16 protein-coding genes are annotated in these 25,740 nt (G+C 43.9%); all 16 read right to left on the bottom strand.

Annotated features, from left to right (window positions below):
• Positions 1-104: 104 nt before the first annotated feature.
• Entirely contained in the window at positions 105-1,661 is a 1,557-nt protein-coding gene (locus DC487_RS05060; protein WP_116774818.1) for an alpha-N-arabinofuranosidase, read from the bottom strand.
• A gap of 282 nt (positions 1,662-1,943) precedes the next feature.
• Positions 1,944-2,612: a DUF6624 domain-containing protein gene (locus tag DC487_RS05055; RefSeq protein WP_116774817.1), complete on the bottom strand. Its 669-nt coding sequence runs from the start codon at positions 2,610-2,612 to the stop codon at positions 1,944-1,946.
• Between the two features lie 175 nt (positions 2,613-2,787).
• On the bottom strand, positions 2,788-3,156 hold the full coding sequence (gene panD, locus DC487_RS05050; RefSeq protein ID WP_116774816.1) for an aspartate 1-decarboxylase: 369 nt from the start codon (positions 3,154-3,156) through the stop codon (positions 2,788-2,790).
• A gap of 6 nt (positions 3,157-3,162) precedes the next feature.
• Complete coding sequence (locus DC487_RS05045) at positions 3,163-4,236, bottom strand: DUF6695 family protein (protein ID WP_116774815.1); 1,074 nt, start codon at positions 4,234-4,236, stop codon at positions 3,163-3,165.
• Positions 4,229-5,242 carry a PLP-dependent cysteine synthase family protein gene (locus DC487_RS05040; RefSeq protein WP_116774814.1) on the bottom strand — a complete coding sequence of 338 codons (1,014 nt, stop codon included), beginning with the start codon at positions 5,240-5,242 and terminating at the stop codon, positions 4,229-4,231. Before DC487_RS05040 ends, DC487_RS05045 begins: the two co-directional genes overlap by 8 nt.
• Positions 5,243-5,537: 295 nt before the next feature.
• On the bottom strand, positions 5,538-6,689 hold the full coding sequence (locus DC487_RS05035) for an iron-containing alcohol dehydrogenase (RefSeq protein WP_116774813.1): 1,152 nt from the start codon (positions 6,687-6,689) through the stop codon (positions 5,538-5,540).
• Positions 6,690-6,758: 69 nt separating this feature from the next.
• Positions 6,759-7,679: a helix-turn-helix domain-containing protein gene (locus DC487_RS05030; protein ID WP_207774308.1), complete on the bottom strand. Its 921-nt coding sequence runs from the start codon at positions 7,677-7,679 to the stop codon at positions 6,759-6,761.
• Positions 7,680-7,911: 232 nt separating this feature from the next.
• On the bottom strand, positions 7,912-9,129 hold the full coding sequence (locus DC487_RS05025) for a DUF2264 domain-containing protein (protein ID WP_116774812.1): 1,218 nt from the start codon (positions 9,127-9,129) through the stop codon (positions 7,912-7,914).
• A gap of 8 nt (positions 9,130-9,137) precedes the next feature.
• Positions 9,138-10,274, bottom strand: coding sequence for a glycoside hydrolase family 88/105 protein (locus DC487_RS05020; RefSeq protein WP_116774811.1), 1,137 nt, complete (start codon positions 10,272-10,274; stop codon positions 9,138-9,140).
• A gap of 72 nt (positions 10,275-10,346) precedes the next feature.
• Complete coding sequence (locus tag DC487_RS05015) at positions 10,347-12,857, bottom strand: sugar-binding domain-containing protein (RefSeq protein ID WP_116774810.1); 2,511 nt, start codon at positions 12,855-12,857, stop codon at positions 10,347-10,349.
• Between the two features lie 36 nt (positions 12,858-12,893).
• Positions 12,894-14,798, bottom strand: a complete 1,905-nt coding sequence (locus DC487_RS05010) for a family 43 glycosylhydrolase (protein ID WP_116774809.1) — start codon at positions 14,796-14,798, stop codon at positions 12,894-12,896.
• 25 nt (positions 14,799-14,823) lie between these two features.
• Positions 14,824-15,825 carry a glycoside hydrolase family 43 protein gene (locus tag DC487_RS05005; RefSeq protein WP_116774808.1) on the bottom strand — a complete coding sequence of 334 codons (1,002 nt, stop codon included), beginning with the start codon at positions 15,823-15,825 and terminating at the stop codon, positions 14,824-14,826.
• A complete protein-coding gene (locus tag DC487_RS05000; RefSeq protein ID WP_116774807.1) occupies positions 15,825-18,218 on the bottom strand; it encodes a glycoside hydrolase family 127 protein in 2,394 nt (797 codons plus the stop codon). Before DC487_RS05000 ends, DC487_RS05005 begins: the two co-directional genes overlap by 1 nt.
• A gap of 20 nt (positions 18,219-18,238) precedes the next feature.
• The gene (locus tag DC487_RS04995) at positions 18,239-20,251 is read right to left on the bottom strand and encodes an alpha-L-arabinofuranosidase C-terminal domain-containing protein (RefSeq protein WP_116774806.1); all 2,013 of its coding nucleotides are present in this window, start codon (positions 20,249-20,251) and stop codon (positions 18,239-18,241) included.
• Positions 20,252-20,258: 7 nt separating this feature from the next.
• Positions 20,259-23,447: a glycoside hydrolase family 2 TIM barrel-domain containing protein gene (locus DC487_RS04990; protein ID WP_116775046.1), complete on the bottom strand. Its 3,189-nt coding sequence runs from the start codon at positions 23,445-23,447 to the stop codon at positions 20,259-20,261.
• A gap of 288 nt (positions 23,448-23,735) precedes the next feature.
• Positions 23,736-25,700 carry a RagB/SusD family nutrient uptake outer membrane protein gene (locus DC487_RS04985; RefSeq protein WP_207774307.1) on the bottom strand — a complete coding sequence of 655 codons (1,965 nt, stop codon included), beginning with the start codon at positions 25,698-25,700 and terminating at the stop codon, positions 23,736-23,738.
• Between the last annotated feature and the right edge of the window lie 40 nt (positions 25,701-25,740).

Genomic DNA, 25,740 nt, shown 5'->3' with positions numbered 1-25,740 from the left:
TCACTAGCAAAATAAAAAATACCACGAAAAAAGCAACTCTTATCGGAGTTGCTTTTTTAATACTTGTGAAGAAACATTATTATAGATATAGCACGGATCGTACCTTAGTCCAGTGTGAGTACCACCACCGAAAACGGTGGTAATTCGACAGCTAATTGATTTGCATTTTGTTTGAAACCTTTAAATGATTCAGGTTTTATAGCATCAGGTTTTTCAAAAGTATTGTGATCGTTCAGCGAAGCTGATTTCAAAATTCTTCCCGAAAGATTTTTGTAAGATTTACCTAGATTCAAATCCACCTGATGCGTTTGTTTCGCATCAATGTTAACGATACTAATATGCGTTTTTCCGTCCTTGCCTACCGAGGCAGAAGTATGTACTGCTGGCAATGTCTCCCCTTCAAATGTATACAAGGCACTTTCAACACTGAGCGGAATCAATTGTGCATCTTGATGCACCTTGTACATTTCCATCACGTGGTAGGTTGGCGTCAAAATCATTTGTTCGTCTTTCGTAAGGATTACCGCTTGCAAAACATTAATCGTCTGCGCCAGATTGGCCATCCGGACACGTTCCGCATGATTGTTAAATACATTTAGCGTGAGCCCAGCAATCATCGCATCGCGCATGGTATTCTGCTGATACAAGAAACCAGGATTAGTCCCTTCTTCTACTTCGTACCATCCACCCCACTCGTCTACGACTAAAGCAATGCGTTTTTTTGGATCGTATTTATCCATGATAGCAGAATGCTTGCGCACCAATTCATCCATTTTCCAAGCTGATTGCATGGTCTTGAAATATTGTGTATCCGAATATCCTGTTGCGGGACCTTTGCTATTCCATTCTACGTTGGCATAATGATGCAAGGCTAAACCTTCTACCAGATTATGTTTTATATTTTTCATGAGCGTTTCTGTCCACTCATAATCATCTACGTTTGCACCAGAAGCAATACGAAACAAGCCACCAGTATTGGTCCAGTCAGACATGAAAGTAGCGTACTTGCGGTATACATCCGAATAATAGGATGCCGTCATATTGCCACCGCAACCCCAAGCTTCATTACCAACGCCCCAAAACTTCACTTTCCAAGGTTCTTCACGACCATTCGTGCGTCTTAGATCTGCCATCGGACTTTCGCCTGCGTGATTCACATATTGTACCCAGTCTGCTAGTTCTTGGACTTCACCGCTTCCGACATTTCCTGCTAGATATGGCTCAGTCTCCAATAGCTCGCACATGTTGAGAAAATCGTGTGTGCCAAAGCTATTATCTTCCGTGACGCCGCCCCACCAGCTATTGACAATCGTTGGACGACCTGGCTTCGGACCAATGCCGTCTTTCCAATGATAGGTATCAGCAAAACATCCTCCTGGCCAGCGAAGGTTAGGTATCTGTAACTCTTTCAACGCAGCCACCACATCATTACGCACACCTGCTGTATTTGGAATACGTTCGTTATCTTCTCCTACATAAAAACCTCCGTATACACAACGTCCTAAATGCTCGGCAAAGTGACCGTAAATGTGCTTGTTAATTGTTGTATTAGAAGGTGCTTGCAGTGTAACGATCGTTTTCTTTTGTTGTGCAAACGCGCAATTTCCCGTTAAAACCAGTAGCAAAAAGAACAGGAATAGCCTAGAATTTGTCTTGATCATCGTTTAATAGTTTTTTGGTTATGTTTTACGATTTCCTTACGAGGATATCGTAAAATTCGTTAGTCATATCACACGCGTTGAGGCAAAGACCAGCAACGCGTGCTACTAGAATAAACAAATATGCAAAACTTCTATTTGTACACAATGGGTGATCTCAACCAATTAAAGGGGGTAGATTCGGCAAAAGAAATTGATTCTGATGATCAACCGTTACAAAACAAAAGGAAGGACTTTTGCAATCCTTCCTTTTGTTTTATTGGAATAAATCCTCCATAAATAATCTTACTTGACGCTTTGCAATCGCACCATCTCCTCTATCTTCGGAAGTTCAGCTTTATATTTTTCTATATCCCAACCACTCACATAGTCTTTCATAGGCGGCAATCCCATAGATTTGCGATGCGCTTCGAGATTGTCCAAATCTTCAATCGGATAAATATAGGCTTGGCCAGATTCCTTATCTCTAAATCCTTGAGATCCATATTTTTGTTTTTTGCCCTGGCGCATAGCGATCCGATCTAATAAAATGGCCACATTACTTGACAAAATATCCCCTTGCTTTTCTGCTTCTAAAATCATCGGAAGATAGGTTTCTTGTGTTTCCAAATCAGCATGCTGGATGACCAGAAATAATCCTTGTGCACCTTGTATCCCTACCTGCGATGGACTTACCCAACCATGCTTCTTTATGATCTCTTTTATAACGTGTAAATTTGTTTGATCCGTTTCAGCAACGACTTGCTGCAAGCTATCTAAATAAGCATCAGATTTTCCTGCTACCTTAGCTTGCCCTATCTCCATTCGGACCGATTGATCAGATTGGTAAATAGCTTCTAAAGTCTCTTTTAAAGATTGATCCAATTGTGCTTCATCGATTACAAAAGATGTAACCTGAGCACGTACCGTAAATTGTAGCAGGCAAAAAGCAAGAAGTATGACAGCGATTTTCATAGACTTCAATATACAACTATTCGTGCATATTTGTTACATGCTTACTGCACACTATAATCGTATTTTCGCCTGCTACCAATGAATAATCTGCCAATCGCTGTATCGCAAAAAGTGCTCGTCAAGATTCATTTTGACGAGCACAATAACAATACGCTTTACTTAAGGAATCGCGGTATCAATAGTCGTATTTCTCTACCGATTTAATCTTATTTTCCCCTTCGGTAAAGACCAAAGTAGGTTGATATTCGTCTGCTTCTTCTGGAGATAGATTGATGAAAGATAAGATGTGTACGGTATCGCCGACCTTGGCATGCAGCGCAGCGCCACCATTCATGCACACTTCGCCACTGCCGCGTTTTCCTGGCAATACATAGGTCATGATCCGACTGCCATTGATCGCGTTGTTGATATATACTTGTTCGTACTTCTTGATGCCGGCCGCATCCAAAAGATCTGCATCAATGGTTATAGAACCATTGTATGCCACATTGGCTTCGGTAACTTTGACGGTATGAATTTTTGCTTTTAAAAGTGTTAACTCCATGTTATATTATATTATTGCTTGTTCACTATTTTTCTGGTGTAAAAAATCTTGCTCGAAATCAATTGCTTGCAATACGAATTGCTTTCCTCTCTGTGTTATATAATGCTTCTCGAACGAAAAATGGTGTGTAAATTCAAAATCTTCACTTGGCGAAAAATCATCATCACTCGCCATAATTTGTTCGTACAGCAAAATGCCGTCTGCGTCATAACGCTTTACTTGATAAGTGGAATTTTCTACTAGTGCCAAGGTAAACCAAGCACCTTCTCCAATCCCACCAATCCATTGCGCATTAATAGGAACGGATAATGGACGTTCAACATATTGCATCATTCCGGGCACTTGGTCGCAACCCAACTTTTCAGCTCCGCTCCGACTAAAATTATCTTTTAACAATCCGACTTGGAAGCGTAGTGATGCTATTCTATGCATGGGCATAGCGGTGATCTTTCTCTCAAAATAGCAAAATATATCATCAATCACTGCGGCATTTACGACATTGCTGGTCGGACTCGCCTTCAGCGATTCGGGATATAGTATTTTTCGACGACGTGTATCGTACGTTGGCATAGCTGCGGTCAGTACTTGAGCAACAAATCTAGAACAGCTATTGTTTTTTTTGGCCAATGCTCCGTAAAGAATAGGCCCTTGTGCGACGAGTTCGTCCGCATAAGCTTCCGCTTGCTGGTAAGAAACACCTCGGCAAATTGAAAACAACGTTCTGCCACCGCCATGCGTCGCTTCTTCTTTCGCATGGAGTTCGTCCAAGATCTCCTGCAAATTGCAAATATCACCACCTCGGTCAAATGCCGCTTTTGTCTCGATAACCAACCTAGGGTCGAATCGAGCAGACCGCGCGCGACCATAACCGCGAGGCACTAAATACCGCCCAAAATCATAATATTTGATCTGTCCACTTTCTCGCTCTATGAGTAATATAGCAGCGTGACCGACTCTAAAATTCAAATTTTTGACTATACCAATACGTGCGAAAAAAGCCATCCACTTTTCGTCACCACGTGCCGTTTGATCTGGCCAAGAGATCGGTATAAGGAAATCGTTAAATAACTGATTATCCATCGATATTTATTGCATTGATAACTTCTTCATCCACAGGTTTCGAATACAATTTGCTGATATAACGACTACCGTGATCCGGAAAAAACAATAGCACTTGGTCTTCAGGATTAAATTGCATTATATGACTATACTTGTGCAGACTGGCTAAAACCGCAGCACTAGAAAACCCGCATTGGATATCTGTATTTTGGTAGTACCACAGTGCAGCTCTTTTTGATGGTTCTTTCCCTACTTGAAATATGTGATCAATGGGTTGCGGATCGAAAGAGCCTGGCACAAAATTTCTTCCTATTCCCTCGATTGCCTCGAAAGGTTGAATATTCTCGGGAGCCGTGCGATGCGCTAAATAATGTTGCAAGATGGAACCCTTCGGCTCTATTCCCCAGATATGAATGTCCTCACGCTGCTCTTTCAGGAATCGGCCTACGCCAGAAATCGTACCTCCCGTACCTACACCACACAGAAAATGGGTAATCTTATTACTGGTCTGTTCCCAAATCTCAGGCCCTGTAGTTTTGTAGTGCGCGCGAATATTTTGCGTATTATAGTATTGATTGGTGAAGAACGCATTTTCCTCTTTGGCAGCGAAAGACTGCGCCCGAAACTGCGTCGACTGAAAATCTTGTAAACCATTGGAATTATCGCAAATCTCAATAGATGCACCAGCCTCTTCCAGCTTGTTGATTTTCTCTTGCGAGCAGCTCTTAGATACAAATATCTTCGCCTTATACCCCAGCCTACGTGCAATCATCGTAACGCCTAATCCTGTATTTCCGCTACTGGCTTCGACAAATGTACCACCGGATTGTATACGTTGTCTTTGGATCGCATCCTGAATCATGAACAATGCCGGACGATCTTTGGACGACATGCCCGGGTTATGAAACTCTTCTTTAATAAGAATATTAGTTTTATAAATATTCGACAAAAAATCACACCGTCTGATAGGCGTATCGCCGATAGCTGGTATAGTAGATATGTAGTTGTTCTCGTTTGGTAGAAGCACGGTAGAGGTTTAGTCCTGTGAAGTACTGCCATAACAACGACGTATTTTATGATTTGTTTTCTTCGGCTGACGATATCAGCGTGTTTTTAACATTTTTTGGGAAAATTCGAGTGGTTGGTGTTTTGTTTGAGTCGGAAATTGGGACTAACGGAGAATCATCCTCACGCCTATGATACCCTGTCGTGCATAATACAGTATATACAACCACCTAAATAGTGAGATACAGTAAACAATAGCGGCATGCATTCAAAAATGCATGCCGCTTAAAATGACTTTCAAAAGCCGAGAGCCAGAATTAGCCCTCGTATACAACGCCCTCGTAGCAGGCATTGTAAATATCTTTTAAATCTTGTAAAACTGGAACGCGAGGATTAAAACCGGTACACGGATCTACCAAAGCATTTTGTGTGATGTAATCAATATTTTTCTCCCAATCTTCTTTAGAGATACCAAACTCTTTGAGCGAAGAGATATTCTTGACATCAGCGCGTAAGCCTTCAATGGCTTGTGCCAATTCTTCGGCAGTTTCTTTACCAATTACTTTCGCTAATTCTGGAAAGCGCTTGGAAACTTTGGCATTAAAACGGATAACATTGGGCAAGAAAATCGCGTTGGCGGCACCATGAGGAATACCATACAAAGCGCCAACTTGATGCGAAAGCGAGTGTACTATACCCAACCACGCATTGTTGAATGCTAAACCAGCCATGAAAGATGCATCGTGCATGTTCTGACGGGCGGTGATATTCGTTGGATTAGCAACAGCTTCCTTCAGGTTATTAAAAACGATTTCTAATCCACCTTTTGCTAATACGTCAGCATAGTTGTCGTCGATATTGGACACATATGCTTCTACGCAGTGTGTCAAGGCATCTAGACCGGTGTTGGCCGTAATGTGAGCAGGCATCGAAGCACATACTTCGCCGTCTACGATCGCGATGTCAGGCGTCAATTCATAAGACACGATCGGATATTTAACGCCTTTCTCTCGATCAGTGATTACTGCCAAACCTGTTGTTTCTGTACCGGTTCCGCTTGTGGAAGGGATGGCAACGAACTTCGCTTTATTTCTTAAAACAGGAACACTAAATGGCTTCAATAAAGAATCGAAATCCAAATCAGGGTATTCATAAAACACCCACATCATTTTGGCTGCGTCTATAGCCGAACAACCACCTAATCCAATGATCCAATCTGGTTGGAATTCACGCATTGCGGCAGCTCCTTTAAAACTGGTAGCTGATGAAGGATCTTCCTCTACACCATCAAATATGAAAGTTTCTAAGCCTGCTTCGTTTAGGAAAGCGACTGTTTTATCCAATGTGCCACTTTTGCGCATAGAATTACCACCGGTTACGATGAATGCTTTTTTACCTTGAAGGTTTTTCAATTCTGCTAAACTTCCAGCACCATGAAATACCTCGCCTGCAATAAATAATTTACTCATTTCTCTATCTTTAGTTTTGATGCATCAAAGATAGATCAGCTACAGGCCTACGATGTTACCCAGACGGGACTATGTGTTATACATTTGCGCCAGCTCTTGTTGTAGCTGCGTGGGCGTTTCGTTGAGCTTAGCTTTTACAAACTTGTTGAAGGCCGCCGGCGAGTTGAATCCCAGATCCAAAGCGATTTCTTTGTGGCTAATGTGTGCAAACATAAATTGCCTTTTGATCTCGGTCAGTATGCGATTATGGATAGCATTGATCGCCGTCTCTTTACAATGTTTTTTGGTGATGAGATTGAGTTTTTTCGGTGTGATCGCCAGCCGATCCGCATAATAGCGCACGCTTCGCTCCTCTTTATAGTTTTCATTGAGCAATCGCTTGAACTCGACATACAGCAGTTGATCTGGCGTTTTCTTGCCCAAAACCGGATGTTGACCGTGCACTGATTCGATCAGCTTGAGCAAAAATATCTTGATGTAAAAACGTGCCTGTTCTTTTCGCACCAAACTTGGATTCTCATAAATACGCTGAATCAACGCTATAAGGTGCACCGCTTCATCAAATTCAGCTTTTAATAAAAACACATTGCTCAGCTGCGTAGTCAAGTTGACATTGTATGGACTCAATTCGTTTTTAAGAATATCTGAACAAAATAACACCTCTTCAAATAAAATGATTTTCCCGGAAAGTGACGTAGAGCGGCTTTGCACAAAGTGTACCTGATTGGGAAATATGACAGAAATTTGTCCGCTATGTAGCGTCAATATTCTGTCTTCTATGTGCAGTTTAAGTTCGCCTTCTTCTACTAGAAAAATGCAAAAAAAATCCTTCTGGTGCGGCTGTAGGTAATCATTCAGCTGTTTGCTATCCAAATCAAATACCCGAAACGATATTTCAACATCTTCTTTCTTCAGCACTTGCTGTTTTAGTTGTAATCGCTGCATCTCTTTCTCCGCTGTTTTTCGAGCTGCAAACTTAGGAAATAACATTCAATTGCTTGCAGCATGGCGTCATCGCGCGGTGGTAAGACAATGTGAACTTGTTTGGGATTAATAAAGTTGAGAGGGTTGAAAAAGTTGAGAGGGTTATTAAAATTGAAAAAGTGGATAAGGTTAAGAAAGTGGATACCTAAAAAAATATGACCTTAGATTGCCACAGCCTCGTGCCTCGCCTTCGCAAAGACGAGGTTTCAAATATTAAAACGGACTTAGATTCGGATCTTTAATGCACACTATGATCTTTTGCCGCTTGTTGGCCAGACCAGATTTGTTGCGCAGTCCACGGTTTTGCGGGATCTGACCAGAATGCATGGCTTTCCGGTAAACCTAAAGGAAGAAAAAGCGTTGCTGCTAAATACGGACTGCCTTGATTATTATAAAAATCGCCTAAACTTTCCTGTGTGCCGTACAAGCCGATGGTTAACCAGCCATTCTTGTAGGTAGAAGGGCTTTCCGTGGTTTTGCGCAATACCGCTGTCAAGGCGCTGCGCACCTGTGCGGCAGGCAAACTTGCAGGCAAGCGATCCTTGAAGGCCATATCCGCTAAATGATGAAATGCAGCGCCGCGATAGATTACAGACCGGCCAGATGCTGGATACGTTCCATCGGTATGAATCAAGCGTTCTTGAATCTCGGCATAACGTTGGTTGCGCTTTTTGATCTCCTCAAACATCCGATTGTACGTGCTGGTTTTCGTACCGATCACGTCTACCAGCGCACCTAAATAAGGATGGATAACATAGCTATTGTAATAATCAAAAGCGAAATGCTCCCCATCTTTATACATGCTATCGCCTACATACCACTGTTCAAACTGGCGTAATGCGTAGTCCACCCGCATCACATCCCAAGAGTCGGAATACTTAGCAAGGAAAGCTTCATTGACGGCCGAAAACAACAACCAATTGGAATAAACTGGTAAAAAACGGCGTGTGGTACGGATGGACTCGACCAACTTTGTTTGTGAATCGCTGGATAGATTTTCCCAAATCCAAGGCCCACGGATCACACCAAGTGCTAAGAAAGAGGCATCCACCAATTGCTGACCGCCCACATCAAAACGCATAAAATCACGCGCATTCGAATCTAGCGCATTTTCAAATCCTTGGATCACCCAAGTACGGTATTGATTGCGTAGCGCTTGTTCTTCTTCGTCCCCTCCTTCTAGCTGCAACCAAGGCGCTATACCAGAAAGCACCCTTCCAAATACTTCCAAGTATTGCACCTGAATGCGGTGTTCGCGGTTATCTACATTTTTGGAAGTGACCTGCGGCATCGCGATGCGTAAGCTATCGTGCGCTAAGCTGCGAATCACTGGACGCGCCATTTTGTCCATCTCCGCCAACCAGAAAGCTCTGTCAACATTGCTCTTATCTTGAGCGAAAGATGCAAAAGCAATCACCCCAAGAAACCCTACTAATACCGCGATATGCATCCTCATAACCAAGCCTATTTACTTAAATATTTATACAATTCGGTCGCAGCCAGCAAGTAAGCGCCAACGCCGAAGTTAGTCGTAGAATTTTGGTCTACCACTTGCCCAGGAATCGCTTTTTCTCCAATCGGTTGCACATATCCCACCGAACCATCAGCTTGCAATGCTACATCTTGTAAATAGCGCCACGAGCGATCGATCACAGGCAGGTATTCTGCTGCGTTCAGATAACCATTGTTCACGCCCCAAAGCAAACCATAAGTAAAGAAAGCCGTACCGCTGGTTTCAGGACCAGGAGCGTGCTCAGGATCAAGCAAACTACGTGTCCAATAACCTTCTGATTGTTGTGCTTCCGCGACTGCCGCCGCTAATTGGGTAAAACGTTGCTCGAAGAATGCACGATGCTCGTATTCTTTTGGGAGATCAGCGAGTACTTTGGCCAATCCGGCCAAAACCCATCCATCTCCCCGCGCCCAGAAATCACGCTTTCCATTGGCACTCTTGTGCTTTGGGTAAAGGTATTTGCCATCCCGATAATACAAATGCGCTTCCTGATCAAACATCAGACTATCCGCATAGCGGAAATAGGTGTACAATTTCTCTAGGTACAAGGGGTTTTCCGTGACTTGGTACAACTTTGTCATTACCGGCATCACCATATACAAACCATCTGCCCACCACCAATAATCGTCTGCTGAGGTCGACATTTGGTATTCCATCACTTCTTTGGCGCGACGAATACGATTCTCATCTTTATCGATACGATAAAGATCGATATACGTCTGAAAACAGATCTGCCAATCGCCAAATAAAACGTAATCATCGCTTTCTCCATAACTATATTTCCAATCTTCTTTATTGTCAGATTTAGCACCTTTCCAATCATTGGACTTCGCCCAGATCAAACTATAATTTAGAAAAGCGGAATCTTTCGTGACTTCGTAGGCCGCCATATTACCGGTATGGTACGCCGCCTCATCCCAGAAAGCCCAATTCTGCGGTTTGTTATTCTGCTGCCAGTGCGAGTTCACCAAACTAATCGAGGCTAAGACATCCTGTTTATCGACTTGGTCAATCGCGTATTTTTTACTGGTGCAACCCGCGAAAATCATTGCGGCAGCTACAATAGCTATCATTCTCTTCCAGTTCATATATCTCCTATATTTTATGAAAAGAAAAGGTGAACTTTTTACATTCACCTTTCCCAAATACTTTATCTCATTTTATTTAAGTGGTATCTTTACTTCGGCAGCTTGTAACCAAGGTGCCGTTAGTCGCACTCGAATCTCTTCCGATGGCTTGCCATCTGCACGTACATACACCATCATTTTACCCTTGAAAGCACGCTGTTGATTGTCTGTATAATCCGACATATCGCTATTATTTCCTGCTTCCATACCCAATAAAGTACCCGATCCTACAATTTGACAGGTAATCTCATCATCTGCCGTTGGAACGACCACGCCATCTTGATCTACGATTTGAAGACTGATCTGTGCTAGGCCGCCATCTGCATTCACCGCTTGATTAGCTCCTTCTACCACTTTCAGGGCATAAGATCTTTTGCTTGTTTTTAGATCGTACTTCGCGATTTCACGTCCAGACTCATCCAAACCAATCACGGTCAATGTGCCCGCAGCATATGGAATATCCCAGTACACGATACCGTGACGGTCATCCGCCGCTTTTTCTTCTCCAACTTTACGACCATTTAGCGTAAGATATACTATGGCTGCATTACTGTAAGACACGACACGGATTTGTTGTCCTTCGCTATAATTCCACACCGGCCAAGCATCCATAGAAGGTGCTTGATCTTGCTTTTGTCCTTGCTCTGCTTCTAACTGAGACCAAGTATCTGTAGCAGCACCGCCGCCTTGTACTGGATAAGTTCCTAGATAAGCCATCGGTTTATCAGACCACAAGGAAGCGCGGAAGTATCCACGCGGTTTCATAGATCCAGCGAAATCCAACAGTCCCGAATAGAATCCGCGGGAAGGCCAGCGACCAGATTCACCTAAGTAATCGATACCTGTCCAGAGGAACTGACCAAAAATATGTTCTTGATCTCTTACGGCTTTCCAAGCACCGAAATCATGGCGGTTTTCGCTACCATAAATTACTCTTTCAGGATATTTAGTGTGATCTTCTTGATAACGACTTTCGGTGTAATTGTATCCAGCGATATCCAACGCACTTGGATACGCCGTTTCATTGGACATCGCAACGCCAGCTAATCCAGCAGTAACTGGCCGAGATTTGTCGTGCTCACGCACCACGGCTGCCAAACGCTCAGCAATACCGCCCAATCGCATCGCATCGGGCGCATCTTTGCGGTATCCACCAAAAATAGGCTGCGTGAAGCCTCCTCCTTGCCCACCATCTAATACTGGATGTGAGTACGGATCATTCGGATAATCTACTTCATTACCGATACTCCAAGCAAAAATCGAAAGATGATTACGGTCACGACGTACCATATCGGCTAGATCGCGGTCGCCCCATTCTTTGAAATAATCAAACGCGCCTTGAAAACCTGGCGTACCGACATTCCAACCCGACAACCACTTCCGTTTAGGGAATTCCCATTCGTCAAAAGCTTCGTTCATCACCAACATACCCAATTCGTCACACAAAGCATATAGGCTGCTAGCTTGTGGATTGTGACTGGTACGAATGGCATTTACACCCATCGATTTCAATTGTAGCAACCTTCTGCGCCACACTTCAGGATATACCGCAGCGCCTAAAACGCCGGCATCGTGATGCAGACAAACGCCTTTTACCTTCATCCAAGTTCCGTTGAGCGCAAAGCCTTTGTTCGAGTCGAAGGTGTAGGTACGGAAACCCGTACGCACGCTAGATTGATCGACGACTTTGCCATCTTGCGTAACAGTCGTCTGCAAAGTGTATAAAGTAGGATTATCAAGACTCCACAATTCAGGATCGCGGACTTCCAAAGCGTTATTGATCGTTTGTTTACCGTTTTTCGGAACGTTTAATTTCGTGGTTTTTTTGATCACCGTTTTACCAGCTCCATCTACCAACGTATGCATTACTTGTAGATTCACCGCTTGATCAGAATGATTTTGTACGGGTGTTTCAATCTTCAAGGTACCTTTGTTTTTAGTCACTTCGGGATACACATACAATCCCCAAGGCTCTAAATGCACTTTGTTTGCCTGCACCAACCAGACGTCGCGGTAGATTCCGGAGCCGGTGTACCAGCGCGAATCAGCATCTTGCGTATGATCTACGCGTACAGCGATCGTATTCTCTGCACCATATTTTAGATGTGGCGTCAGGTCGTACATAAAGGACACATATCCATTCGGTCTTTTGCCTAAAGAATGTCCGTTTACAAAGACTTCGCTACGATTGTACACGCCTTCAAAATAAATATACAGTTGTTGACCTTGTTTGTCGGCATCTACGAATACTTGCTTGCGATACCAGCCAATGCCGCCTGGCAAATAGCCGGTCGCGCTGGCCAAGCTCGGGCTAAGCGGTTGCCGTACACTCCAGTCATGTGGCAGTTGAACTCCACGCCAAGAGCGATCTAATTTCTCTGCTGTCGCCGCATCGCTCTGATCGCTTAGTTTAAATTGCCAATCCTTATTGAGTTTGGTCGCATTACCAAAGTCGGCTTGTGCCATTACCTCATTGCCGCTATGCAACAATAGGAAGCAAACGCTGATATTAGCAACAAAAAATCGGGTTAATTTTGAGTACATGTTGTTTGTTAAAAAATAGTGTTTGTCATTAAAAGTTTAGTTCGTAGGAATGATCGGCAAGATGAAACCCTGCTCATCAAACTTTAAAGCGTCGATCGCCACTTCGCGGTGGAAACCTGCCGCATCACCCATCTTGATTCCGTCAGGATAAGAGAAGCGATGGTACACGATATACCACTCATCTTTGCCTGGTACTTGGATCACGGAATTATGTCCGGTTCCATAAATGCCTTTCGCTTCGTCCTTCTGTAGGATCAGGTTGTTTGCTGGGATTTGAATAGGTGATGTTGGTGAATCTGCAATACCATAACGTACACGATAATTAGGACTTCTGGTATCATCTTCTGACCATAAGAAATAGTATTTTCCTTCGCGGTAGATCACAAATACACCTTCGCGAAATGTACCGTCCGTTGGTGTCAGCACTTTGGTCGTATTCGGTTTTAGCGAGATCATATCTTTGTTCAACTCCGCAACAGCCAAATAACCATTGCCCCAGAACAAATAGTTTTTCTTGGATTTGGGATCGTAAAATACCGCTGGATCGATTTCCTGTCCGTTGTTTATACCTTCTGGTTTGCTATTCACCAATGGTTTTCCCGAATCGCGAAATGGTCCTTGTGGATTATCTGCAACCGCTACACCGATCTTTTGTGCTGCCGTGAAGTAGTAGTAATACTGGTATTTTCCTTTGTTATTCTTCTCGATAATGGTCGGTGCCCAAGCATGACGATCAGCCCAAGAAACATCTTTTTTCAGGTCTAAAATCACGCCTTCATCTTTCCAGTTTTTTAAATCTGTCGAGGAGAATGTTTTGAAATAATAACCACCCCAACCATCAAATCCATCGCTGGTAGGATATAGATAATATTTTTTGTCTTTATGCGAATAGATAATATCTGGATCAGCATAATAACCATCTAACGCTGGGTTTTTGGCTGCAGGCACTTGTATTCCTGCTGGCGTTCCCCAACGATCAGTTACTGCTTTTAACTCTGCACGAGATAATGGAATAATAGAACCATGTCTTGGGTGAAAATCCATGCTGATATCTTCATCAATTACTTTAAACCGGTCTAGATCTACACTCTCGCAGAATTGGTATTTGCCCTTGCCATATACATCGTACATCAAGATGTACTTGTCCGAATGGTTCAATTTGAACACGCTAGATCCTTCGACCGCATCCGTAGTTTGTTGCTTATACCCTGGTTGTTCAATCCATTTTCCAGAAGTCAAGGAATCGGTCATCGCTAAGCGAAGACCATTGCCATGTCCTTCCGTTTTGTAAAACAGGTAGTACAAGCCATTCTTTAAAATGATGTCGCCATCGATACAGGATTTTTGGTTTTTAGGAACAAACAGTTTTTGAGGTGCTGCTTCCAGATCGGTAAAATCAGCATTCGCGTACGCGTAATAAATGATATCTGGTCCATTACCATGCTGCATAGACCAATAGACCATGTATTTATTGACCGATGGATCAAAGATGGTCTGCGGTGCCCACACGCGTTTCAAATCTTCATGCCCCGTGAAACGTGTCGGAATATGGATTTTGCTATGCTTCCAATCCACCAAATTATCGGACTTCAACAAAATCATACCGCGATTGGAATCCCAACCCTTGCTCGAAGTCATATCGGTCAATACCATGTAGAAAGATTTTCCATCTTCACCGCGCAAGATATGCGGATCGCGAACACCACCGGTAGAACTAATCTCAGCCGAGCTCAACACGGGCTGATTGCCATTGAGCGCACGATAATTGTAACCATCGGTACTGACAGCGAAGCAAACGGACTCATCTTCGACCGCATTTCCTTTGAAATAGGCAAACAAATAGCCAACATAATCTTTATCTACAGGTCCCGATTTATAAGCTTGCGCCAGCAACAGGGAGCTGCTCCATAAGTAGGCTACTAGGGTAATAACAATTCTCATTTATATAAAATATTGATCTTTAAAATTAGTTGATGCCTTCCGTTGTCATCTGAATGCGTTTGATGGTACCATCTTTATTGAAATACAGACGATCAATACACACGGAACGACTATAACTACTACCATCCGTCTGTATCGCACCATTGTGGTAGATAAAATACCATTTGCCTTTAAACTCAACAATAGATTGGTGATTGGTATTGCTATTACCGGCAATCTCATTTAGAAGGCCTTTGTATTCATAAGGTCCTTCCATGCGATCACCCATGGCATAGGCGATCTTTTCCGGGAATCCAGTGGCATACGTTAGGTAATATTTCTTTTTGTACTTATGCACCCAAGGTGCTTCGGTGAAATCCAGCTTATCAAATTTCATCTGCTTTATTTCTCCATCAATTTCGATCATATTATCTTTCAACTTGGCATAATAGCATTCACGGTTGCCCCAAAATATCCAAGCTTGTCCGTCATCATCAATATGCACCGCAGGATCAATACAAGCCCAAGCATGGCTTGATGCAAAACAATCGTCGTTCGTCAACAAAGGTTTTCCCAAAGCATCTTTGAAAGGACCTGTCGGCGAATCGGATACCGCCACACCAATGCCCGACCAATTGCTACTGATGTACCAATAATATTTACCATCGCGCTCGGTGACATGGCCAGCAAAGGCATCTCCACTTTTTGCCCAAGCGAAATCGGTAATTTTCAATGGCACTTCATATTCCGTCCAGTTTTTCATATCTGTCGTAGAATACACCAACCAATTTTTCATTATATACTTGGTTTGTCCGCCAGCCAAATCTTGACCAGCATACAACCACAGCGTATCGCCTTTCACCAGCGCCGCTGGATCTGCCGTGTATTTATCTTTGATAATGGGATTACTTGTTGCCACAAATCGATTGACGACCTTCTGACTTACGTCTTGTGCAGATGCCATTGAAAACGCACCTAGCAAACAGACCGCCGTAACGAATGCTTTATTTCGAATGTTTTTGTAGTAATTTCTTTTGTTATTCATCATTAAAAATTTGTGACCGGCGTATCAGATAGATTGTTCCGGAGTAGTTTTATGTTGGTTATTTTTGCTGTTTTGTTGCCCGAATTAGCTTCTATACGAATAAGTAGATCTGCATTGGCTTGTATCTCTTTTGGCAAGGCAATGGTTTGTTGCTGCAAGCCCGAAGCATTCTGATCGGCAGTTAATTTCGCGATCTGCACTTCATTGATAGAAATGTTGTAATCATATTCGCCTTCGGCAAAATACTGAACGTATAAGAATTTGGCTTCGCCGGATGATTGACGGAGTTGATAGCTAAACCAACCAGTGGCTTCACGCCACTGCGTGCCATTCTGCGCCCCTGTAGTGGATTGTGAAGATTGTATGCCGTGATCAGATTCAGGCTGTTGTTGTCCCACGCGCACCTGATCGATCGTGAGCTTTTCTAATCGTTCCAGATAAGCGTTGCTAACGCGATCAAAGTAACTCTTTGCCTCGTTCTGGGATTCGGCGTAAGGCCAGTAAATCTGATAGCGCGCATCGTGAATTTGCGCAAAGGGTTTTAGTTCTTGTGTCTGCGACTCCCCTTTTGCATTCTGCACATGTAGTGCAAAGCGAAGGTCTTTTGCCGAAATCAAATCGACCGATTGCACTAAGTCATTTTTATCGCCGACTAATAACGGGATATCAGTCGCAGAAACCTGTTTGCCTTTGGCAATATGACCTCCGCGGCTATCATCCGCTAGCAATCCGACGATGTCATCTTGCGAAGCGCTCGTGCCAGCCAGCACTACTGGGCCGTAGTTAAAAGCCAGATAAGGCGAGTTGTCCGGAAATGTTTCCAGCTCTACGCGCATCGGCAATACTAATTTTATCTCATCGCCCTCTTTCCATTTGCGTTCTACGGTGAGATAACCTTTGTTGCGTTCCTGAATCTGATGCTTTTTGCCATTGACAAAAAGGGAGACCTGCTCCCCTTTTGTCCAATTTGGCTTTCGTAGATGTAGGGTAAACTTTTTCGCTTTATCAGCGTGTATTTTAAAATTGATCGTATCGGTACTCGGAAATTGATGTTGTTGCACCAAGCGCACGCCCATCTTTTCCCAAGTCAGCACCGACGGAATAAATAGATTGACCCATAGCGCTTGATCTTGCTCCGCGTAGATGAACTCGCCGTATTTCGAATGGCTTTCTAATCCAGAACCCACGCAGCACCAAAAGCTCGTTTGCGGCTGCGAATACACACGATAATGTGCTGGTCGCATCGGCGTGAAATAGACCAATCCGCCATGCTCCGGATGTTGTGAAGACAAAATATGATTGTACAAAGCGCGCTCGTAATAATCGACGTAGCGCACATCGCCCGTGCGCTGAAACAATTGTGCACTCAGCTTGAGCATATTATAGGTATTGCAGGTTTCTGGTCCTTCGACACTGGTCACCATGCTCGAAAAATCATCCGAAGGATGGAAATGCTCATACGTGCTATTCCCGCCAATCGCTACGCTACGATTGTGCACCACGGTTTCCCAAAAGAATTGCGCGCCATCGTGCCAAGCATCTTGGTTTTCTAACTCGGCAATGCGTTCGATGCCGATTACTTTAGGAATTTGTGTATTGGCATGCATCCCTGTCAAGAGATCTTGTCTACTTAACAAAGGGTTTAGAAAAGAATCTTGTGTAAAGCGCTTTGCTAACCGGGCATGAGCTGGATTTTTGCTCCAAAAAGCGACATCGGCAAATACTTCATTGAGTCCGCCATGCTCACTACGCAGCATATCTTGCATTTGCGCATCGCTCAGTCCATCCGTCACGTTCACTGCCCAGTCAGTCATCTTGACCAACATATCTTTAGCTACTGAATAACCAGCTACCTGATACGCATCGCGCAGACCAGCAAATGTTTTGTGGATGTTATACAAAGGCACCCATTTGCCGTTCAAATCAAAATTACCCGCACGAATATCGCCTTGGCTAATCTCTTGCCATAGCGCTGTGCTGCCCGGTACGCCACCAATGTATCCGGTGCCAAGTGCATCTTGACAGCGTTGCAATTCTGAAAGTACATATTCCAGTTTGGCCTGTATGGCTTTGTCGCCCGTCGAGGCGTATAATAGGGACAAACCAGATAGATAATGACCAGCCGTGTGGCCATCTAGGCCAGAATTTTCCCAATTGGTATAACTGGATGCTTTTTCGGGCAAACCTGCTTCGCGAAGAAAGGGCGCGAGCAAGCGATCGGCATCCAAAGCCAGCAAGTAATCACGGTTCAGTGATTGCGCTTTTAAAAATGGACTTTCCAATAACCGCACCTGCTTGATGGGGAGCAATTTTATCGCTCCATCTTGTGCTTTAGCGGGTACAACCGCTAAAGCAGCAAAAGCAAGCATCCAAAACACATTCCGTTTTCTAAACATAGCTCGTCGATTACTAAGACCTAATAGGTGATCTTAATGGTATAAAAGGCGTGTGGCTGCATCGGCAAATCCAGCTTTTTCTTATTCACTGGCAGAGTGGTTTGCTGCGGAACGACGCGTAGCTCTTTACCAACGGCGTTGAATGCACCTAGATCGTTGGCCGTGATAAATTCTACTTGTGCGCTTTTAGCTAGCTTTTGTGAACCATTCAGATTAAGTGCGATTTGTTTCGCCTGTCCGCTTACGTTCACCAGCTTCAAGGTAATGTTACGATGTTCTTCATCTAACACGGCAGAGGCATAGACGCTATCTTGTCCAGCAACGGCAGCTCCTTGATCAAGCAACGATAAAATATGTGTACCTGTGTTGTTTGAATAGGCTTTTTGCACGTAATAACTTGGCGTAGGATATACTTTCATATTGTCCACCCAAATCAAGTTTGGATTCCACTGCCAGCCTTCCGCATGCGCAAATAATGGCGCATAAGAAGCCAGTTGTACCACATCTGCATTACGCTCCAATCCGGTTAGAAATGCGGCTTCAGACAAAGCGGCTTCCCAATTATTACGTTGCTCCGCATGCGTTGCCGCGCGACTATGTGCTGCGTATTCACCAGCAAAGATTTTTGGCCCTTGGCGATCGTAGTTATCGTAGCGTTTCGCATTATTCAAGAACCATTTCGGTTCTTGGTAGAAATGCTCATCGATGATATCTACATTCATCGTACGGAGTTCTTTATCCAAGTACTCAAAGTACTCGCCGCTAGAATATGGCCCTGCACTCGCGATGATCTCTACTTCTGGATGTTTCTCTTTTAGTATTTTTTGAAATACGGCTAGACGCTCTACATATTGAGGACCCCAGTTTTCATTTCCTACGCCCAACAATTTGAGGTTGAATGGTTCTGGATGCCCCATATCTGCGCGTACTTTACCCCAAGTGGTGTTCACCGAACCGTTGGCAAATTCGATCAAATCGATGGCATCTTGAATATACGGATCCAACTCATCCAATGGCACTAATTCGCCTGTATTGAATTGACAAGCCATACCACAGTTTAGGATAGGAAGTGGCTCGGCACCGATATCTTCGGCCATCAAGAAGTACTCGTAAAATCCTAAACCAAATGTTTGGAAATAATCCGGTGTTAAACGATGCGCAAATTCGGTGTTCCAACGGTTGATGATCAACTGACGATCTTCAATCGCTCCTACCGTTTTCTTCCATTGGAAACGTTGCGAAAGATCAAATCCTTCGACAATACAGCCTCCCGGAAAACGAATAAATCCCGGCTTCAGATCTGCCAAGGCTTGCACCATATCAGCGCGTAAACCTTTTTTACGTCCTTTCCACGTATCTTCTGGGAATAGGGAGATCATATCTAAATCGATCACGCCTTTGCCTTCAAACCACATACGGAATGAGCCTTTAGGATCTGTCTTAGTAGCGACCAAACGCGCTTCGGCGCTTTGCCAGTTTTGCACATCTGCGGTTGGCTGAAATGCAGTTTCCGCAATTACCTGCCCCGTAGAATCTAATAACTCTAGCTTGACGCGAATACCAGCATTGGCTTGACGGTACAATACCGAAAAATCATAGGCCAAACCTTCTTTGATGCCCATACCACGGAAACCTTCATTTTTTAGTCCAAGTGTGGTATCTGCTTTCCGCGTATCTACGCGCAGATAGCGTGGATTGGCTTGATGCTCTTCTTCCTGCCGATTTAAGATAGTCATGCTCGCTTCGGTATTTTTACCCAGCTTTTCCCATCCCATCATGGGTCTAAAAAATTCAAAAGAACGGTTTTTGATGAGCTCAGCGTAGATTCCGCCATCTGCTCCCATGTTGATATCTTCGAAGAAGATGCCCCACATGTTGGGATTAATCTCGCCTTTCGGCTTATTCATATCCACCGTAAAGGTCTTTTGATCCTGTGCCAACAAATCAGTGGATTGCACCTGCAATGCTGCTGCTAGCAACGCTATTTTTAATAGATTTTTTCGAGAGAAAATATGTTTTCCGGTAAATGCCATAATAAGGTTATAATGGTTTGATTAGAAAGTTAAAGGTATAATTTTGATATGGAATCAGGTATTGCGTCAACGGCCATGCTCCCCAACTGTTGATACCACCTACTCCCATTTGTTTCAAATCGATATTTAATTGCGTTTGCGGGCGCTTCACTAAATCGGCCGCATGGCGCTGTATGCGCTTCTCGCCATCATCCAGATCTGCATCATAGTAATGCAGTGCACTGGCACTAAAAGTACTATCTGCTGCGATCAATAATCCGCGACCTTTCTTATTAGTTACTTTGTACCAGCGCAGATCCGTTTTGTTACCCGTCTCATTCGGCATCACGTATGGGAAATATTGCTCATCCACGGTTTGCTCGTATTGTCCTACATGTGCACTGAAATTGCGGTCTATATAGTTTTCGTGTGGTCCACGACCATAGAATGCGACATTTTCAAAACCTGCTGGCAAGATCCATTGCATACCAAAGCGTGGTAATACACCGACTTCCTGTGCCGTATCTACGGCCAACTTTTGGGAAACGGAAATAACACCCGCCGCATTAATGACGTAATTCATTTCCAACGTAGCGAACACCGATGGCAATTGCTGCTTAACAGTCACGTAAGCTAGATCGTCCTTCAGCTGGAAGTGCATATCTTTCAGTTCCGTTTTTTGCGTGGCTGCTTTCCAAGCGGCTAATCTGGTTGGAATTTTGGCGCCGATATCGTTATCATTCGGAGCGCGCCAGAAGTTGGCTTTAAACTCGGTTGCTGATTCTAATAAAGCAGCTCCTTTGTAAACGAATTTGCTAATCGCTCCTGTTGCCGCATCAAAGCGAATGTCTACATCTTTAGATTTCACGACGATGCCTGTTTGATCTTGCTGTGCTGATAGCTTTCCTTCTCCTACCACAGCAGCTATTGCTGGATACGTCCCGCCTAACGATAATTGCTCCGTAGCTACGATATGACCAGCCGGAATAAGCGGTTCTGCTTGCTTCAGTCTGTAAGTAACGTTTAAGAATGTCTCTCCATCCAATTTCTTATCCCATTGGAAAGGCAAAGTCACCGTTTTTTGAGGATCAACAGATAATTGATCAACTTTCCATGATGACACTTTTTTGCCATTGCGAACGATTTCGAACTCGGCTTTCACATTGCTCAAGTCGGTAAAGAACTTCTCATTATAAATATTTACGGCTGCATCGCCTGACAAGCTGGTATGAATATCTTGATAGACTTTTTTCATTTCCCAAGCATGCGGATATGGCGTTCGATTCGCATAAAAGATGCCTTTTGAAGCAAAGTTCCAATCGGTGATCGCCTCTTTGGGTTCATAATCTCCACCATAGGTATATACAGTATCGCCTTTCTCATTGATCTTTTGAAAGGTCTGATCGACGAAGTCCCAGATATAACCACCTTGAAAATGGCCTTTATTCTCTCGAATGATATCCCAATAATCCTTAAAGTTACCCAATGAGTTACCCATAGCATGGGCATACTCACATTGTATAAATGGTTTGGTCGGATTCGGATAGCGTTTCACATAATTTTTCATCGCATCCGGACTGGCGTACATCGGCACATTCAGATCGGTATTCCAGTCGAAACGCAATTCGCCGTAATTGACTACCGCACGTTCGTATTGCACCGGACGGGTGGTATCGCGTGCTTTCATCGCGACGTAACTTCTGTAGAAATTATACCCATTACCCGCTTCGTTACCCATGCTCCAGATCACCACACTCGCGTGGTTTTTATCGCGCTCTTGCAAGCGTGTCACACGAGAAACGTGTGCATTTTCCCAAGTCGGACGATTGGCCATGGTGTACGAAAGATCGTAGCCCATACCGTGCGATTCGATATTAGCCTCATCAATAACGTACAAACCGTACTCATCACACAAGTCCAACCACATCTCCGCATTCGGATAGTGGCTATTTCTAACGGAATTGATGTTGAATAGCTTCATCAGCTCGATATCCTTGATCATGGATTCTCGAGAGATAACTTGTCCGGTCTTTGGATCGGTTTCGTGTCGATTTACGCCTTTTATCAGGATGGGTTGTCCATTCACCAAGAATAGACCATTTTTGATTTCAATCTTTCTAAATCCGATTTTAGTCGGGATAACCTCCAATACATTGCCTTGTGCATCGAGCAAGGTAGACGTTATTTTATAAAGATTTGGTGTTTCTGCTGTCCACAAAGCGGGCTTCGCCACCGGAATATCTGCTTTTACAGTCGTTGTATTACCTACCAGAACGGTTTTCTGCCCGATAACTTCTTTGCCACGTAATAGTACGAAAGCAACCTGATGTCCTTTGTCTGTCGCTTGGTTGAGCTTCACTTGCGCATGCAGCACACCTTGATCGTAGGAATTATTGAGCGCAGGTACCATATCCACATCGTAGATGTATTCCTTATTACGCGCTAGCAAATAGCAGTCGCGCGTAATACCGCTTAGGCGCCACATATCCTGATCTTCTAAATAATTGGCGACGCCCCAACGCATGACTTTGAGGGCAATTATATTTTTACCTTTTTTCAGAAAAGGGCTAAGATCAAATTCGGACGGCAGCTTGCTATCTTCACCATAACCGACATATTCTCCGTTCACCCATACGGATAAATTGGATTTGGCAGCGCCAATGTGCAAAGTAATCTGCTTGCCATCCCAATCATCACCGATCTCTACTTCCCGACGATATACGGCGGTAGGATTAAAATCCATCGGAACGTGTGGTGGATTGGGACGACCGATCAAATACGTAAACTCAAAACCGGAGGTCGTGTACATCGGAAAGCCATAACCATTCATCTCCCAGTTACCTGGAACTTGAAAAGTCGGCCATTGGCTATCATCGTGATTGGTCTTTTCAAAACCTTCGGGCAAATCGGCTGGCGCTTCTACCCATTTAAACTTCCAAGCGCCGTTGAGACTTTTGTAGTTGGTCGATTGCTTCCAATCTCCTATGTCGGCCGCAGATTGATTTTCATACACGAAATAATCACTGCGCATCGGCAATCGATTGACTTCGACAATGGTTTCATCCAACCATGGGATACCTTTACGCTGCGCATCCGTAAGTGTAGCTTTGGCTTCGCCAGATCCAGACAGCGTGACACTAGATTGTGCGAATGAGCTGGCGCCTGTCAGCGCAGTTACGGCAAAAAATACAAGTTTCTTATACAGTTTACTATTCATATCGATCGAAAATGACTGCATATCGCTACGCGGTCGACTATTGAAAATCGGCTAGTATGTGTTAATAGCACTAAGATAATGGCAAAAGGATGCTACCGAGGGGGACATTTTTGCCCAAAACAGGGTGCATATTGACCGAAACGGAATGACTGCGTCTGATCAGGTAACGAATGTATGACACGACCAACATTTTGGATTTGTTCGTAAGAATGACATAGCAAAACACAAAAAAACCGCAGACCATATTGCTATGATCTACGGCTAATAAACAACTATAAAAACGATCTTTTAAAATCCGTTTGGAGCGGAACCACCAGCGGTAGTCCATCCTGGATTTTGATAAATAACAGAAGTTGCTGCTGAATTATCTGGCGAGGTAAGGATAAAGTGCAAAGCAGCAATAGGTTCTAGGTAATGTGCCATCGTAAAACGAGCGCCGTTGTATCCTAATGAACTTCCTTGTATCTCTAACGGACGCAAGTAGGCACTACGCGCTGGATCAGATACGATCGCATTGCTATTGGATGCACCAAACACCAAAGCGCTTGCTTGATACCAGTCTTTCATTGGTCCCCATAATTTGAAACCTTCGAAATGGTATGGCGTCTGCGCCATTTGATCCATAGCACGCCAGCGTTTCAAATCCATCCAACGCAAGCCCTCAGCGATCAACTCGCTACGACGCTCACGACGGATATTATACAAAGTCGGGCTAATCAGATTACCAGCAGAATATGCGCCCCAATCTAGGGTTTCTTTGCTCATTTCGGTCGCAGCAATCGTTTTGCTATAATCAGGATCTACCTTAGCACGTGTACGCAATGCTCTCCAATAACCTTGAGCTTTGCCATCGATGCTTCCATTTTTCTCATAACAAGCTTCGATATAGTTCAAATAAGCTTCTGAAGCACGGAAGGTAATACTACCCGTAAATCCTTGTCCATTATTCATTTGCAAACCATCATAAGAAAGGCCTTTACGCAAAGCATATCCCGTGGTATATTTCTGTTCCCAGTTCGTAGCCAGAATCTGAGGAGTTGGTTCTACCGCTACCTCCGCGTTACCAGCACCTCTATTGACAAGGATATTCCGTTGAGCAGGCTCTTTCAAAAATAAATTCAAGCGTCCGTCGCGATTAGCACGCACATTGGCTAGATAATCATCACCTTGATATCCGCTACCTGTCGCATAGATTGGCAAACCATTAGCCATCAAGTAACTTTCTACCAAACTGCGAGTCGTACCTACCGCATAGTTACCCGTTTGTGAATTAACCGGTACATTGTGTGTTACTACACTTTGGCTGTATTCTCTCCAAAGCAAGACCTCGCTATAAGTCGACATATTCACCGCAGAGAACATGTTGAAGTAAGGGTTCTCATTTGCTGGAGATTCAATAATACCCGTGTTTTCTACTAAAGCGACTTCGTCTGCTACAACTTGAGCGCTAGACATGGCTTCGGTCAAGAAAAAGTCGATTTCCTGATCAATACCACCAGAAGAATATTGATAATTGCTGGTGAATTCCTTAGTCGCTCCTGGCCATTCTGGACCATTCGGCACATACGCCGTACCTTTAAAATATTTCAACCAAGTACCTTCGTATAAAGCAACTCTAGATTTAAGCAACAATGCAGCATGCTTAGCAATACGTTGTTTACGACCACCTGGTGCTTGCACTTTAAGCAACATAATCGCAGAATCCAGATCTGACAAGATAAAACGTGCTACCTCATTGCGTGGAGAACGGCGACTCGCCTCGATCAAAAGAGCTGGATCGCTATCATTCATGGTTGTTTTCATAATCGGGAAATCGCCTAATGTTTGCAATTTCTGAAAGTACGCCATCGCACGCAAGAAATAACCTTCACCTACGTAGTGAGCTACATTTTCGGACGAACCAAAAATAGTTCCCGCTTTCCACTTAGGCACAACCGTATTCAAGTAATAGTTCGCTTGAAATATGGACGTGAAGCTCCATTCACCGCCATTAGCAGCAACACGCTGTTGACCAGGAACATAACGATTGTTCACCGAAGGCGTCACCATATTATCCGTACCACCATCGTTACCGAATGTACCGTACGACCAGTTGCCATGTGATGGCAGCAATTCGGTATAACGCGCAATCGTGTAAGCCGCCAATTGACTTTCCTCTTCCAAATAGTTCTCTGGAATGATCTGAGATGGTGGTTCGATATCTAAGAACTTCTCACAGGAACTCAGGCCCGCAACCGCTCCGATAAGGAGCATATATTTTGTAAAAAATTGACTATTTAATTTCATCATTTTC

The organism is Sphingobacterium corticibacter, from assembly GCF_003076635.1.
In the GTDB taxonomy this organism is placed as follows: domain Bacteria; phylum Bacteroidota; class Bacteroidia; order Sphingobacteriales; family Sphingobacteriaceae; genus Sphingobacterium; species Sphingobacterium corticibacter.
This window is presented reverse-complemented; position numbering and strand designations above follow the sequence as displayed.

Coding starts and splice junctions, on each gene's coding strand:
- DC487_RS05060 (WP_116774818.1), bottom strand. CDS start 1,661: ATGATCAAGACAAATTCTAGGCTATTCCTGTTCTTTTTGCTACTGGTT.
- DC487_RS05055 (WP_116774817.1), bottom strand. CDS start 2,612: ATGAAAATCGCTGTCATACTTCTTGCTTTTTGCCTGCTACAATTTACG.
- panD (WP_116774816.1), bottom strand. CDS start 3,156: ATGGAGTTAACACTTTTAAAAGCAAAAATTCATACCGTCAAAGTTACC.
- DC487_RS05045 (WP_116774815.1), bottom strand. CDS start 4,236: ATGGATAATCAGTTATTTAACGATTTCCTTATACCGATCTCTTGGCCA.
- DC487_RS05035 (WP_116774813.1), bottom strand. CDS start 6,689: ATGAGTAAATTATTTATTGCAGGCGAGGTATTTCATGGTGCTGGAAGT.
- DC487_RS05030 (WP_207774308.1), bottom strand. CDS start 7,679: ATGTTATTTCCTAAGTTTGCAGCTCGAAAAACAGCGGAGAAAGAGATG.
- DC487_RS05025 (WP_116774812.1), bottom strand. CDS start 9,129: ATGAGGATGCATATCGCGGTATTAGTAGGGTTTCTTGGGGTGATTGCT.
- DC487_RS05020 (WP_116774811.1), bottom strand. CDS start 10,274: ATGAACTGGAAGAGAATGATAGCTATTGTAGCTGCCGCAATGATTTTC.
- DC487_RS05015 (WP_116774810.1), bottom strand. CDS start 12,857: ATGTACTCAAAATTAACCCGATTTTTTGTTGCTAATATCAGCGTTTGC.
- DC487_RS05010 (WP_116774809.1), bottom strand. CDS start 14,798: ATGAGAATTGTTATTACCCTAGTAGCCTACTTATGGAGCAGCTCCCTG.
- DC487_RS05005 (WP_116774808.1), bottom strand. CDS start 15,825: ATGATGAATAACAAAAGAAATTACTACAAAAACATTCGAAATAAAGCA.
- DC487_RS05000 (WP_116774807.1), bottom strand. CDS start 18,218: ATGTTTAGAAAACGGAATGTGTTTTGGATGCTTGCTTTTGCTGCTTTA.
- DC487_RS04995 (WP_116774806.1), bottom strand. CDS start 20,251: ATGGCATTTACCGGAAAACATATTTTCTCTCGAAAAAATCTATTAAAA.
- DC487_RS04990 (WP_116775046.1), bottom strand. CDS start 23,447: ATGAATAGTAAACTGTATAAGAAACTTGTATTTTTTGCCGTAACTGCG.
- DC487_RS04985 (WP_207774307.1), bottom strand. CDS start 25,700: ATGCTCCTTATCGGAGCGGTTGCGGGCCTGAGTTCCTGTGAGAAGTTC.